We start from the raw sequence: 13,477 nt of genomic DNA, 5'->3' as shown, positions 1-13,477 counted from the left end.
AAAGGCATTACTCCACGAACAGCGACTCGACAACGTTAATCCAGCCGTGCTCGCTGGCGACTTCTTTACCGTTCAGCCAGCGGCGCAGCATGTTCAGCGCCATCATCGCGCAAACCTCCTGACGCACCGCCAGGCTGTGGCGGGTGATACTCATTTTTACCCGCAGGGCCCAGGTGCCTTCCGGCGTCGCCAGCGCGAAGTTAAGGTATTCCTCGTCCAGCCCGCCGACAAACAGCGCCAGACCGGCAAAATGCTTCACCCTTCTCTCGGACGCCCAGCGGGCGGTCTGCGCCAGCGTCTCCTGCTGGAACGGCACCACTTCGCTGGCGAGCAGCGGCGCGTTGACGCGCGACAGCTGCAGTGCCAGCAGGCCACCGGTGAACTGCTCGCTTAAGGTCACGCTCAGCTGACGCGACTGCAGATGCGTCGCAATCTGCGCGGGCAGCCCTTCCGTCCCTTCAAAGATCAGGCTTTCGCCCGCCACGCGCTGCACCTCGGGCCACAGGGCCAGCATCGCCTCTTTCTGCTCGGCCGGGCCTGTCAGCTTAAGTTCAATGATCGGCATGGAGGAGCGGTAGCCCATGGAGACGCCCGGCGGCAGCGGGAGAGGGTCAAGGCTCTGGGCCAGATCGCTTTCCGAGCGGCCAAAGGTGGTCAGACGCAGGCACAGCGGCGGTTCAGGCAGGGTAAAACGATCGCGAAGGCGCGGCAGGATCTGCTGCTCGACCATCACTTTAAATTCTGAGGGTACGCCCGGCGTGAAGAACATCAGACAGCGGTTCAGCTGCATGGCAAACCCGCACGCGGTACCGACCGGGTTGTCGACCAGCTCGGCGCTGGCGGGAATTTCAGCCTGTTTGCGGTTGCTGGGGGCCATGACGCGGCCACGCTCGGAGAAAAAGCGCTCCATCTGCGAAAGCCACGCCTCGTGCAGCACCAGCCCTTCGCCTTTTGCGGTCGCGGCGGCCAGCGCGCTGAGATCGTCGCAGGTGGGGCCGAGTCCGCCGTTCACAATCAGCACGTCGCAGTGCTCGCTGCGCTCGCGCAGAATAGCGACCAGCGACTCAAGATTGTCGCCCACCGTATTGCGGCGCGTTAACGGTAATCCTTGCTCAAAGAAAAGATCGGCAAGCCAGGCAGCATTGGTATCAATAATTTGTCCATGCAGCACTTCGTCGCCGGTGGATAACATCTCCACGTTAATCATTATGTTCTCCCGCTTATTTGGTCAAAACACTATAGCGCAAACGCGGGGTGGAGAAGAGAGAAACTGGCGCGACAGAACGCCGCGCCGGAGTGATTAGAAGCCTGCGCTGACGCCCACGTACGGGCCGTCGGCCAGCGCGTTGTCGCGGTTTCCGTCTTTACCGGCCAGGTTCAGATAGCGATAGCCCGCTTCGATGGTAATTGGACGCATGATGGTCCAGCGCGCGCCGGCGTTGGCCTCTTCATAGCTTTCGATACCGCTTGAGAGGGAATCCGGCGAATAGTAGTACTCACCAAACAGGCCGAAGCTGTCGCCAATTTTCCACTGCAGGCCGCCGCCCACTGCCGCCGCGTACCCTTCGTCACCGTCATTTGGGTTGGTGTAGATACCTTTACCGCCGACGGTGGCCAGGAACGGGCCAAGAGGAACGTTCAGACCCAGGCCGAGGCTTGCCGCGTCACCGTCGTCATCGTTATGCGTCCAGCCGCCAGTCATCGCCAGACCGGATGTCTCGGTACCCATGCCAAAACCCAGATGGGTATAATCCTGACCCGCCGAGCCGTTAATGCTGATGGCGTTAGCCGCCGCAGATACAACCATCAGGCCGAAGCCCACGAATGCCACTTTTTTCATTGTCGTGATCCCACACAATTATTATAAAGAAGTCCCAAAACCGCGAGATTTTAACCGGAGTCTCCCGGGGATCAAGCACTCTGCGTGCGGCAGGTCAGTAGATTGTAATTATTTGAAACGGCTATTATCCCTTCAGCGAGGCGTTCACCCACTGCTGCAACGCGCGGCGCGAGACTTTAATGCCGCCATTTTTGAGTTCGGTCGGCAACAGCAGCCAGCGGACGGGTTGCTCAAAACGCGCCACCTTATCCCTGACCCAGTCAGGTAAACAGGTGATATCCGTTCCCGGCTCGCACTCCACCACCGCCACCGGACGCTGTCCAAACTCGGCGTCGTCCAGCGGGACGATAAACACCTGGTTAATCTGCGGATGGCGGGCGATAACGCGCTCAAGGCTCTCCGGCTGGATCCCTTCTCCGCCGCTAAAAAAGAGGTTATCCATGCGGCCCAGGATCGTCAGGCGACCGTCATGCCATTCACCGCGATCGCGGGTGGCGAACCATCCCTGCGCGTTGGTCAGCGGAACCAGTTCGCCGTCCCGCCAGTAGCCTGAGGCCATGCTCTGCGCCCGGATCCAGACCTCGCCGTTAACCACCTGCACCTCTCTGCCCGGCAGCGCATTGCCTACGTCCGGCTCGCCGTCTGCCGCTTTCGCGCAGACGGTAGAGGCAAACTCGGTCAGGCCGTAGCCGCAGAAGGTATGAATACCCTGCTCTCGCGCCTGCTGCGTTAATTCCACAGGAATGGCGGCCCCGCCCAGCAGCACCGCTTTCAGTGCGACAGGCTGGTGGCTGTTAAGCAGACGCCAGAGCTGGGTCGGCACCAGCGAGGCATGAGTGCAACCACGCAAAGCCTGCGCCAGCGGCTGTTTCTCGCGCACGGTTAACTGCGCGCCGGCCTGCAGCCAGCGCCATAAAATCCCCTGCCCGGAAACGTGAAACAGCGGCAGCGAGAGCAGCCAGTCGTCGTCTTCGCCGTAGGGCATCAGCGCCAGCACGCCGCGCGCGCTGGCAAGATGGGCCTCGCAGGTATGCACTGCCGCTTTCGGCAGCCCGGTGGAGCCGGAGGTTAGCGTCATCGACGCCAGCCGCGCCGGTTGCCAGGCAGCGCAATACGCATCGGCTGCCCCGCGCATGCTCAGGGCAGGAAGACCGTCGCAGGTACCGTCCAGCACCAGCGCAAAGCGCAGCGTCATCTGCGGGAGCAGCACGTCCAGCAGCGGACGCGGCAGCTGCGGATTCACGGGAAGAATACGCGCCCCGCACTGGAGCAGCGCCAGCCACGCCAGCAGGGTGTGCGGATGATTATGGGCCAGCAGCAGCACGCCGTCGCCCTCCTCCACGCCCTGACGGTGAAAGCCCGCCGCAAGGCTGTCGATGCGCGCGCACAGCTGTTGCCAGCTGAGCACCTCGTCGTTCAGCCTCAGGGCCGGTTTATTGGCAAACTGCGCACACCAGTGCCGCCACGGCCAGTCGGAAAAACTCATCGCAGCGGCTCCAGCGACGCGACATCAAGGCACGGCAGCGCGCTGTCCGGCCACGGGCGAAGAAGCTGAGCCTGCATCAGGTTCAGCGTGTCGAGGCCGGGGATGGTATCCGGCGTTAACCAGGCGGCAATGCGCGCCAGCTGGGTTAGCCCAAGGCTGGACTCAATCGACGAGCTGATGACCGCCGTCAGCCCAGAGGCGTGCGCCGCCGCGACCTGCTCGCGCACCTTCGCCAGGCTGCCGGTCAGCGTTGGTTTAATCACCACCGCGCTGACGCCGGGCTCGGCGACAAATTCAAAATCGTCCTCGCGCAGGCTTTCGTCCCAGGCGATGGCAATCCCCGTTTCGCGGGCAAACGCGCGCGAATCATCGCGGGTTTTGCACGGCTCTTCGAGGAAGGCAATGCGGCTGCGGTACGCCGGGTTGACGTACTTTGCAAACTGCTGCGCCTTGAGCGGCGTCCAGGCGCGGTTAGCATCCAGACGCAGATGAAGGTCGGGGATCGCCTCCAGCAGCAGGTTAGCGACCATGCCGTCGCGCACCGCCTCGTAGAGACCGACTTTAATTTTCGCCACTTTCTCGCCCGGCATGGCGGAGAGCAGCGCGAATAGCTCGTCAGGATCGCCCGTACAGAGCGGTGCCGCGCGGTAGTTAGCCTCTTCAGGCAGGCTGCCGTCCAGCTCCGCCAGCGCGCAGCTGATGCCAAAAGCCGCGGAAGGCACCTCCGGCAACGCCGGATCCGCACCCTCACGCCACGCGTCCGCCCACGCCAGCAATACAGACTGCGCGTCATCCAGCGACTCCAGGCTAAATCCCGGCAGAGGAGAAATCTCGCCCCAGCCTTCCCGCTCGCCCTGCTGCAGATGCACGAAGAAGCCGTCACGGGTTTTTAACCGCCGTTCACGCAGCACCACGCCCGCGTCCATCGGTATCTGCCAGCGGTAAACCTGCGCGCGACGCATTACGGGTTCCGTTTGTATTTGCTAAAGTCCGGCTGACGTTTTTCGTTAAACGCGTTGCGCCCTTCCTGACCCTCTTCGGTCATGTAGAACAGCATGGTGGCGTTGCCCGCCAGCTCCTGCAGACCCGCCTGACCGTCACAGTCGGCATTGAGCGCGGCCTTCAGGCAGCGCAGCGCCATCGGGCTGTTTTGCAGCATTTCACGGCACCAGCGAACGGTCTCTTTTTCGAGATCGGCAATCGGCACCACGGTATTCACCAGGCCCATATCCAGCGCTTCCTGGGCGTTGTACTGACGGCACAGGAACCAGATTTCGCGGGCTTTTTTCTGCCCGACGATGCGCGCCATGTACGAGGCGCCCCAGCCGCCGTCGAAGGATCCCACTTTCGGACCGGTCTGGCCGAAGATGGCATTTTCTGCGGCGATGGTCAGATCGCACATCATGTGCAGCACGTGACCGCCGCCGATGGAGTAGCCCGCTACCATCGCCACCACCGGTTTTGGACAGGTGCGGATCTGACGCTGGAAATCGAGGACGTTCAGGTGGTGGGTACCCGCATCGTCCTGGTATCCGCCGTAGTCGCCGCGCACTTTCTGATCGCCACCGGAGCAGAACGCTTTGTCGCCTTCGCCGGTCAGGACAATCACGCCGATGTTGTCGTCGTAGCGTGCATCCGCCAGGGCCTGAATCATCTCTTTCACGGTCAGCGGACGGAAGGCGTTACGCACCTGCGGACGGTTGATGGTGATTTTGGCAATGCCGTCGGTGGATTTGTGGTAACGAATGTCGGTGTAGCCTTCGGAGCAGTCCTGCCATTCAACCGGGGCGTAAAGCATGTTTTCATCAGGGTAGATCATAGAGTGTCCTTTATTCGATAACGCAGTATCTGAGCCAGACTCGCGATAACCGCATCGGGGTTTTCCCGGTGGGCATTGTGTCCGGCGTCTGGAATGGCATGGCGAACGGCGTTCACTTCCGCGGCAAGGGCCGCGAACTTCTCATCCCGTTCGCCATAGAGATAATCAAAAGAGAAATCGCGTGCGCTAAGCGCGGCACGCAAATCCGGCTGCACGGCCAGCGAGGTCGCCTCGAGCATCATCGCTAGCGTCGCGCCGTTGTTCTGACTGCGCAGGGTAATAAGCGCCTCGCGCTGGGCGTTCGTAAGGGAGGCGAACACGGGCTGTTGGTACCAGTCAGCGAACACCTTATCCAGCGGTTCGGTGCGAAAACGCCTTGCCCAGCGGCGGTCGGACGCCAGCCGCGCATTTCGCGCATCGGCATCCTGCAGGCCCGGATGTCCACCTTCAACAATCATCCCGAGCAGCCCCTTCGGCTGCTGGCAGGCATGAAACATCGCAATACGGCCGCCGAGGGAGTACCCGATGAGCCAGAACTTCAGTATGTTGTAACTAAGAAGGGTTCGGGTGAGCAACGTGCTCATCTCGTCAAACCCCGTCACGCCCAGATTCCGGGATCCGCCGTGACCCGGCAGATCCAGATACAGCCGGGGATAATCGCTGAGTCCTTCACCGACCCTCTGCCACTCGCGGCAGTCGCCCGAAAATCCGTGCAAAAAGACCAGCCAGGGGTAGCCCGGTTTTCCGGCCTGCTGCACGCCCGAGAGGATCACAGTTGGCTCACCTGCGCCAGCAGGCTTTGCAGGGCCTGCGCACCGTCAGCCTCGTTCACCACCAGCTCAATCAGCGTCGCGCCCGGCTGTTTCCAGGCGCTGCTTAACGCCGCGTCCAGCTGTTCCCAGCTTTCCGGACGATGGTATTTCAGGCTAAACATCGCCGCGGCGTGTTCGAACTGCACGTTCTGCGGCATCAGATAGAAACGCTCGCGCTCGCTCTGAGGCGTTGGCAACAGGGAGAAAATCTGCCCGCCGTTGTTGTTGACCACAATCAGCACAAACGGGGCTGACGCCTGACGCAGCAGCGCCAGCGCGTTAAGATCGTAGAGCGCGGAGAGATCGCCCACGATCGCCAAGGTCGATTTCGCGCTGGCGCGCTGCACGCCCGCCGCCGTAGAGATCAGCCCGTCGATGCCGCTGGCGCCACGATTGCTGTACACCGGGTAGCCCGCGGGCAGCTTCGAGAAAGCGTCAATCAGCCGCACGACGAGGCTGTTGCCGACAAACAGCTGCCCCTGTTCGGGCAGGAACTGGTGAATACGGTGCGCCAGCCCGGCTTCGCTAAACGCTTCACAGTGCGCTTTGGTCAGTTCCCACGCCTGGCGCGAAAGGTCCGGGATGGCCACCGCCCAGGGCTTGCGTTTTTCAGCCGGATGAAGCGTCAGCCAGGCGTCAATACTGCTGACCAGACGACGACCGCGGTGGTGCGCCGGGTCAAGCCGCCCTTCCAGCGAATCCACCAGCCAGTACTCTTCCGGCGTGCAGGTGGCCTGCCACTGCAGTAACCGTTTGCCGGTCAAGCTCGATCCAAGCTGGACCACAATCTGCGCCTGCGCAAGCTCGGTGACCGCTTTCGCGTTACCCAGCCAGAGGTCAGCGCACGGCAGCGGCTGCCCGGTCTGGGAAAGCACGTCGCCAATCAGCGGCCAGCCAAGGGTTTGCGCCCATTCAGCGACCAGCTTGCCTTCGGCGGCGCTCATGCGCCCGGCAATCACCACGCCGCGCTTCTGCCGCCAGAAGAACCAGTCGCGCTGCTTCGCGCTCTCAAGATGCGTCTGCTCGCGCAGCCACGGTTTTTCACTCTGCCACCAGTCGCCAAGGGACTGCTGCCAGTCAAGACCCGTGTCGTCCAGCTCGCCGTACAGCGGCTCGGCAAACGGGCAGTTGATATGCAGCGCCCCGCTGCGCAACGTCTCCATGGCGTGATCGACGGTGGAGACCAGCCAGCTTGCCGGAATATCCTGGGTGGGACGCGGTAACGAAATCGTCTGCGAAGGATGCGAAGCAAAGAGCCCCGGCTGGCGAATGGCCTGATTGGCGCCGCAGTCGATAAGCTCAGGGGGACGATCGGCCGTCAGTAAGATCAGTCTTTCACCCGTTAATCCGGCTTCAATCAGGGCCGGATAGAGGTTCGCCACGGCGGTACCGGAGGTGACGATCACCGCCACAGGTTCTTTGCTGACTTTCGCCAGACCCAGCGCCAGATGGCCGAGGCCACGTTCATCAAAGTGGGTGTGGTGAATCAACGCCCGGTTTTCTGCGGCCGCCAGCGTCAGCGGCGTGGAGCGAGAACCCGGTGCAATACACACGTGCCTGACGCCATGGCGAGTCAGGGCTTCAAGGATCACCGCCGCCCAGCGTCGGTTAAAAGAACTTACTGACATGAGATTGTCCGGTATCAAGAATACGACACAGTATAAATAATAGAAAAAATTGGAATTTTGATATGAATCGGGATTGCGCGAATCTGTATTAATCCCTTAGGAGCAGAGAGCGCAATCCGGCGGCTTTGTTTTCAATCTCCTGCCACTCCTGCTCCGGGTCAGACCCGCTGACAATACCGGCGCCGGCGTAGAGCCGCAGGGAGTCCTCCTGAACGCGCGCGGAGCGCAGCGCCACGCAGAATTCACTCTGTTCGGGGGATAAGTACCCGGCCGAACCGGCGTACCACTCGCGGTTAAAGGGTTCAACCTTCTGGATAAACTCGCGCGCGGGCTGTCGGGGTAATCCGGCAACGGCCGCGGTCGGCTGCAACATGAGCAGACACTGCTCGTCGTCGGCCTGTTTCAGCTCGGTCCAGATACAGCGGCGCAAATGCTGCACCTTACGCAGGCGTACCACCTGGGGGGGCAGTACCTCAAGCGTCTGCGTAGAGTGCTGAAGACGCTGGCAGATATCTTCCACCACCAGCATATTTTCGCGCTGGTTTTTATCATCATTCAGCAGCCACTCGCCGAGACGCTGCGCCTGGCTATCATCGCTATGGCTGGCGACGGTGCCAGCGAGCGCTTCCGTGCGCAGCAGCTTGCCGCGCCGCCGCCAGAGACGCTCGGGCGTAGAGCCGAGAAACGCGTTGCTGGCGTCGAATACCATGCAGAAATGATAGCAATGTAAATTCAGGGCGCGGCTGGCGGCCATTAGCGCGACAGGGTTAACGCGCTGCGAGAACTGCAGATCGGTTGCCCGGGCGAGAACCACTTTTTCAAACTCACCGCGCGCGATGGTCTCCGTCGCCCTGCGGATAAGCTCCAGCCATTCGGCCTGCTGCGGCTGATGGGTTTCGTGCTCAACATGCACGGAGAGCGGACGGATAGATCTCGCAGGACGGAGCTGCTGTAAAAAATCCTGCGCGACGCGGGCATCCTCCACAAGCGAGCGGTCGCTCCAGAGCTGAAGGCGCAGCGTGGCGTTGCCGGCGGTACGTCGCCAGAGCAGTCGCGGTAAAAATAGGCTCCCCTGTTCGGGGTTAAAGGCGTTCAGGCCGCAGATACGAGTATCACCTGCCGCGTTTTGCTCGCGCAAAAACTGCGAGGCTAATGCCAGGGAGGAAAATTGAGTGACCGCCCCCAGCGCGGCCAGCTCTTCATCGCCGTTACGCTGCTGCCAGTAAAACTGCGGATAGCACCGCTGCTCGCCAAGCCAGGCGAGGGGATCGAAAGCATCGTTTAACGGGAAAGAGACGTCGAAATGACGTATGCCGGGTGCTGCGGGTAACGCTTGCGACAGCTGGGAACGCAGTTGCTCCAGCGCGAGGAAAATCGAATTCACGCGAACCTCTCCCTGTTAAAACCTCGTATTATACGGGGTACTGGCAATAAATAGCAGTACCCACGTATAGGGAGTGGTTAAGCGGCTTAACGACGGGCCAGCAGCAGCCCCAGCACCAGCCCTACGGCAGCCCCCACGCCAATACCCTGCCACGGTTTTTCATGAACGTAATCATCGGCACGGTACACCGCTTTTTTGGCACGGTAGTAGTAGGTATCAGACGCATGGCTGACGCGGTTTTTCACTTCATGCAGCGCCTGCTCGGCACGGGCTTTTAGCTCAATATATTTCTGATCGGCAGGGTCGCCCGAGGAACGTAACACCTCTTCCAGCGTTTCGCTCAGTAAGGCCAGGTCGTCGTCGATACGGGTATCCCAGGATTGAAATGACATAGTTTTCTCCATGTTAGTACACCAGTCCGCTAACTATAGCCAACGACATGCCATTACGCCTGTTTCACTTCCCGCGCCATGCCGACGTGCGGAATGCCATCTTCATCGTAGACCTGCGTTACCGGCGCAAAACCAAAGTGGCCGTAGAAGGACTGCAGGTGTGCCTGCGCGCCCAGGTATAGCGCCTTGTCCGGCCACTGTTTCCGGCACGCCTCCAGCGTTTTTTCCATCAGCTGATAGCCCAGTTTTTCACCCCGCGCGTTGCCGCTGATGATGACCCGACCAATCACCACGGGCTCAAAATCGTCTTCGCTTTTCAGAATCCTCGCATACGCCACCAGCTCGTTATCCCGCCAGCCGAGGATATGGCGGTTCTCACCAACGAGGTCATCGCCGTCGATGTCCTGATACGGGCAGGTCTGTTCCACAACAAACACTTCACAGCGCAGTTTAAGCAGCGCGTAAAGTTCATTTACGGTGAGGTCACTATGATGTAAATCTTGCCACTGGATCATGTCAGTCTCCTTCCTGGGGTTCATCACGTTATACTAAACCCCTCCCCGTTCGGCAAAGGGCTGATTGCGTTATGGAACTGATTTTTCTGGGTACGTCCGCTGGCGTACCAACCCGCTCACGGAACGTGACGGCGATCCTGCTGGATCTTAAGCACCCCACCCGCGGCGGGCTGTGGCTGTTTGACTGCGGTGAAGGGACGCAGCATCAGCTGTTACGCACCGCTTATCACCCCGGCAAGCTGGATAAAATTTTTATCACCCATCTGCATGGCGACCACCTGTTTGGCCTTCCCGGCCTTCTGTGCAGCCGCTCGATGGCCGGTAACGCCAACCCGCTGACGATTTACGGGCCAGCGGGTATTCGTGAATTTGTAGAAACTACGCTGCGTCTGAGCGGGTCGTGGACGGATTATCCGCTGGAGGTCATTGAGATTACCGAAGGCCTGGTATTCGATGACGGGGATTATCGGGTTACCGCTCAACCGCTCAATCATCCTGTGGAGTGCTATGGCTACCGCATTGAGGCGCATGAAAAACCCGGCGCGCTGGATGCCGCCGCGCTGATGGCAGACGGCGTAAAACCCGGGCCGCTGTTCCAGCGTCTGAAGCACGGAGAGACCGTCACGCTGGAGGACGGACGCGTCATTAACGGCCAGGATTATCTCGCCGCACCGCAGCCCGGCAAAAAGCTGGCGATTTTTGGCGATACGGCCCCGTGCCCGGCGGCGCTCACGCTGGCTCAGGGCGTGGACGTGATGGTGCATGAAGCGACGCTTGAAACGGCGATGGAAGAGAAAGCCAACAGCCGGGGCCACAGCTCCACGCGTCAGGCGGCGCAGCTTGCCCGTGACGCGGGCGTCGGGAGGCTCATCGTCACCCACGTCAGCTCGCGCTACGACGCGCGGGGCTGTGAAAAGCTGCTGGCAGAGTGCCGCGCGCTGTTCCCGGAATGTGAGCTGGCCGAAGATTTCACTCAGGTTAGCGTTTAGTCCTTCATTTTTCCCTCAGGATGCCGATAACGATTAAAAGGTCAGCATTTCTCTCGAGGGTAGAATGGATAATTTCCAGAAAGATATTGATGACAGGGCGAATCTGACCCTGTCGAACCGTTTTGAACTGTTGCTGTTCCGTCTTGGCACCTCTCTTAACGAAAATAAATCCGAGCTGTTTGGCATTAACGTTTTTAAGCTGCGTGAAATTGTGCCGATGCCGGAGTTCACGAAACCCGCCGGGATGAAGTCACCGCTGATGGGAATGGTGAATATTCGCGATCAGGTGATCCCGGTTATTGACCTGGCCGCCGTGGCGGGCTGCAAGCCCACCACCGGGCTGAACATCCTGCTGATCACCGAATACGCGCGCAGCGTGCAGGCGTTTGCCGTGGAATCGGTTGAGAACATCATGCGTCTGGACTGGAAGCAGGTGCATGCGGCGGAAACCGCCGTCAGCGGTCGCTACATCACCAGCATTGCGTGTCTTGACGAGAAGACCGATACCAACGATCTGGCGATGGTGCTGGACGTTGAGCAGATCCTGTATGACATCACTCCGGCCAATCACGATCTGCACGCCACGAATCTAAAGACAACCAAATTCCATATCAAACCGGGCGCTGTCGCCATCGTCGCGGAAGATTCCAAGGTGGCGCGCTCGATGCTGGAAAAAGGTCTGCAGGCGATGGAGATCCCCGCGCAGCTGCATATCACCGGCAAAGACGCGTGGGAGAAAATTGGGGTTCTGGCCGCGCAGGCGCAGGCTGAGGGGGTTCCCATCACCGATAAGATCGCCCTGGTGCTGACCGACCTTGAAATGCCGGAGATGGACGGTTTTACGCTGACGCGCAAAATCAAAACCGACCCGATATTGAAGGACATTCCGGTGGTGATCCACTCTTCCCTTTCCGGTAACGCCAACGAAGACCATATTCGCAAGGTGAAGGCGGACGGGTATGTGGCGAAGTTTGAGCTGAACGAACTGTCGTCAGTGATTGAGGAAGTGCTGGACCGCTCGATGAAGAAGATTGACGGGCCGTTGATTAGCCGCAAGCAGCTGGCTTAAGTCTGGTGCGGGCTGGTGCCCGTCCCTCTCCCACGGGGAGAGGGAGAAAACCATAAAAAAACCCGCCGAGGCGGGTTTTTTGTTTTTACATCAGCGGCATCGCTCGCTGCACGATATCAATCAGCGGCTGCGGATAGATACCGAAGATCAGCACCAGCAGCGCGGAGATGAGCACCACAATACCGCCGGCGCTGTACTGCCAGTTGGTTGGGGCATCACGGTTGAGCTGCTGAGGCGCGCTCAGGTACAGGCTCACGGCCACGCGCAGGTAGTAGTAGAGACCAATCGCGGAGCCAATAACCACGCCCGCAGTCAGCCACCACAGGTTCGCCTGCACACCGACGGCCAGCACGTAGAACTTACCGATAAAGCCCAGCGTCATCGGGATACCCGCCAGAGAAAGCATCATCACGGTCATTACCGCAGACAGGATCGGACGGTGCCAGAACAGACCACGGTAGGAGAACAGTGAATCGGCATCTGGGCCGCGGTACGGGCTGGACATCAGGCTCACCACGCCGAAGGCGCCGAGGCTGCTGAACAGGTAACCGGCCAGATAGACGCCCACGGCTTCCATCGACATCTCACCGCTCTGCAGTGCAATCAGCGCCACCATCAGGTAGCCCAGATGAGAGATAGACGAGTAGCCCAGCAGACGCTTGATGTTGGTCTGGCTCAGCGCCATCAGGTTACCGAAGATGATGGAGACGAACGCGATAATGCCCAGCACCACGCGAACCGCTTCGCTGTCACCAACCGGTGCGTACAGGAACAGACGCATGACCACACCGAAGATAGCGATTTTGCTCGCCGTCGCCAGGAAGGTCGACACCGGAGCCGGAGCGCCCTGGTATACGTCTGGCGTCCACAGGTGGAACGGCACCAGTGAGAGTTTGAAGCCGAGGCCAACAATCATCATGCCCAGACCTGCCAGCAGCAGCGGCTCATGCAGCATGCCGTCACCGAGGCTCTTGCCGAGCGCCATGAAGGAGAGGTTACCGGACTGTGCGTACAGCAGCGCAATACCAAACAGCAGGAACGAGGACGCAGCAGCAGACAGAATGGTGTACTTGATGCTTGCTTCCAGGGAGCGCTTCTGACGGAAGGCGTAACCAATCAGGCCGAACAGCGGCAGAGAGATCAGCTCAATACCGAGGAACAGCGCGGCCAGGTGGTTTGCATTCGCCAGCAGAATGCCGCCCAACGCGGCAATCAGAACCAGCAGGTAAAACTCTTCTTTGTTGTCGTTGTAGCCTTCGAGCCACGGGTACGCAAAGGTACAGGTTGCCAGGCTCGCCAGCAGCACCAGACCGGTATACAGCATGGCGTAACCGTCAACGCGCATCAGCGGGGTGACGTCCATCGCCCCACCCTGGCCAACAAACCAGAGAGAGACTAACGCGGCGTTCAGGCCGATGACCGACAGCGTGGCATTCAGGAAGTGATTGCGTCGCCACGCAATGGAGAGCATCACAACCACCACCGTCAATCCGACGATCAGCAGCGGTAGCAGCGCGATCAGTTGTTGTGGAGTTATTGTCAT

Annotated in this window: 13 protein-coding genes; 2 read left to right on the top strand and 11 right to left on the bottom strand. The window is 60.2% G+C overall.

The window, feature by feature from the left end:
- Positions 1 to 7 precede the first annotated feature (7 nt).
- From NUX24_RS07700 to NUX24_RS07655, 10 genes are all read right to left on the bottom strand, one after another.
- On the bottom strand, positions 8 to 1,207 hold the full coding sequence (locus tag NUX24_RS07700) for a nicotinamide mononucleotide deamidase-related protein YfaY (RefSeq protein WP_257830692.1): 1,200 nt from the start codon (positions 1,205 to 1,207) through the stop codon (positions 8 to 10).
- Positions 1,208 to 1,300: 93 nt separating this feature from the next.
- A complete protein-coding gene (locus tag NUX24_RS07695; RefSeq protein ID WP_045354282.1) occupies positions 1,301 to 1,840 on the bottom strand; it encodes a YfaZ family outer membrane protein in 540 nt (179 codons plus the stop codon).
- Between the two features lie 124 nt (positions 1,841 to 1,964).
- Positions 1,965 to 3,326 (bottom strand): o-succinylbenzoate--CoA ligase, encoded by a 1,362-nt coding sequence (gene menE, locus NUX24_RS07690; protein ID WP_257830691.1) that lies wholly within the window; start codon positions 3,324 to 3,326, stop codon positions 1,965 to 1,967.
- A complete protein-coding gene (gene menC / locus NUX24_RS07685) occupies positions 3,323 to 4,288 on the bottom strand; it encodes an o-succinylbenzoate synthase (protein ID WP_257830690.1) in 966 nt (321 codons plus the stop codon). Before menC ends, menE begins: the two co-directional genes overlap by 4 nt.
- Positions 4,288 to 5,145, bottom strand: a complete 858-nt coding sequence (gene menB, locus NUX24_RS07680) for a 1,4-dihydroxy-2-naphthoyl-CoA synthase (protein ID WP_023312524.1) — start codon at positions 5,143 to 5,145, stop codon at positions 4,288 to 4,290. The genes menC and menB overlap by 1 nt, the downstream gene beginning before the upstream one ends.
- A complete protein-coding gene (gene menH / locus NUX24_RS07675; protein WP_257830689.1) occupies positions 5,142 to 5,918 on the bottom strand; it encodes a 2-succinyl-6-hydroxy-2,4-cyclohexadiene-1-carboxylate synthase in 777 nt (258 codons plus the stop codon). The genes menB and menH overlap by 4 nt, the downstream gene beginning before the upstream one ends.
- Positions 5,915 to 7,585, bottom strand: a complete 1,671-nt coding sequence (menD, locus tag NUX24_RS07670; RefSeq protein ID WP_257830688.1) for a 2-succinyl-5-enolpyruvyl-6-hydroxy-3-cyclohexene-1-carboxylic-acid synthase — start codon at positions 7,583 to 7,585, stop codon at positions 5,915 to 5,917. Before menD ends, menH begins: the two co-directional genes overlap by 4 nt.
- Positions 7,586 to 7,673: 88 nt before the next feature.
- The gene (gene menF, locus NUX24_RS07665; protein WP_257830687.1) at positions 7,674 to 8,969 is read right to left on the bottom strand and encodes an isochorismate synthase MenF; all 1,296 of its coding nucleotides are present in this window, start codon (positions 8,967 to 8,969) and stop codon (positions 7,674 to 7,676) included.
- A gap of 86 nt (positions 8,970 to 9,055) precedes the next feature.
- Positions 9,056 to 9,361, bottom strand: coding sequence for a stress response protein ElaB (elaB, locus tag NUX24_RS07660; protein WP_008500219.1), 306 nt, complete (start codon positions 9,359 to 9,361; stop codon positions 9,056 to 9,058).
- A gap of 53 nt (positions 9,362 to 9,414) precedes the next feature.
- Positions 9,415 to 9,876 carry a GNAT family N-acetyltransferase gene (locus NUX24_RS07655; RefSeq protein WP_047652562.1) on the bottom strand — a complete coding sequence of 154 codons (462 nt, stop codon included), beginning with the start codon at positions 9,874 to 9,876 and terminating at the stop codon, positions 9,415 to 9,417.
- Positions 9,877 to 9,947: 71 nt separating this feature from the next.
- On the opposite strand from NUX24_RS07655, the gene rbn reads away from it, so the two are divergent.
- Positions 9,948 to 10,865, top strand: a complete 918-nt coding sequence (gene rbn, locus NUX24_RS07650) for a ribonuclease BN (RefSeq protein ID WP_257830685.1) — start codon at positions 9,948 to 9,950, stop codon at positions 10,863 to 10,865.
- A 64-nt stretch (positions 10,866 to 10,929) separates the two neighbouring features.
- Positions 10,930 to 11,934: a chemotaxis protein gene (locus tag NUX24_RS07645; protein ID WP_033146077.1), complete on the top strand. Its 1,005-nt coding sequence runs from the start codon at positions 10,930 to 10,932 to the stop codon at positions 11,932 to 11,934.
- Positions 11,935 to 12,019: 85 nt separating this feature from the next.
- Here the strand turns inward: NUX24_RS07645 and nuoN are convergent, their stop codons facing one another.
- Entirely contained in the window at positions 12,020 to 13,477 is a 1,458-nt protein-coding gene (gene nuoN, locus NUX24_RS07640) for an NADH-quinone oxidoreductase subunit NuoN (protein ID WP_047652564.1), read from the bottom strand.

The organism is Enterobacter sp. HG048, assembly GCF_024702055.1.
Lineage (GTDB): Bacteria > Pseudomonadota > Gammaproteobacteria > Enterobacterales > Enterobacteriaceae > Enterobacter > Enterobacter dykesii.
Note: the sequence above shows the minus strand (reverse complement) of the source record. Positions and strands in the feature narration are given on the sequence as shown.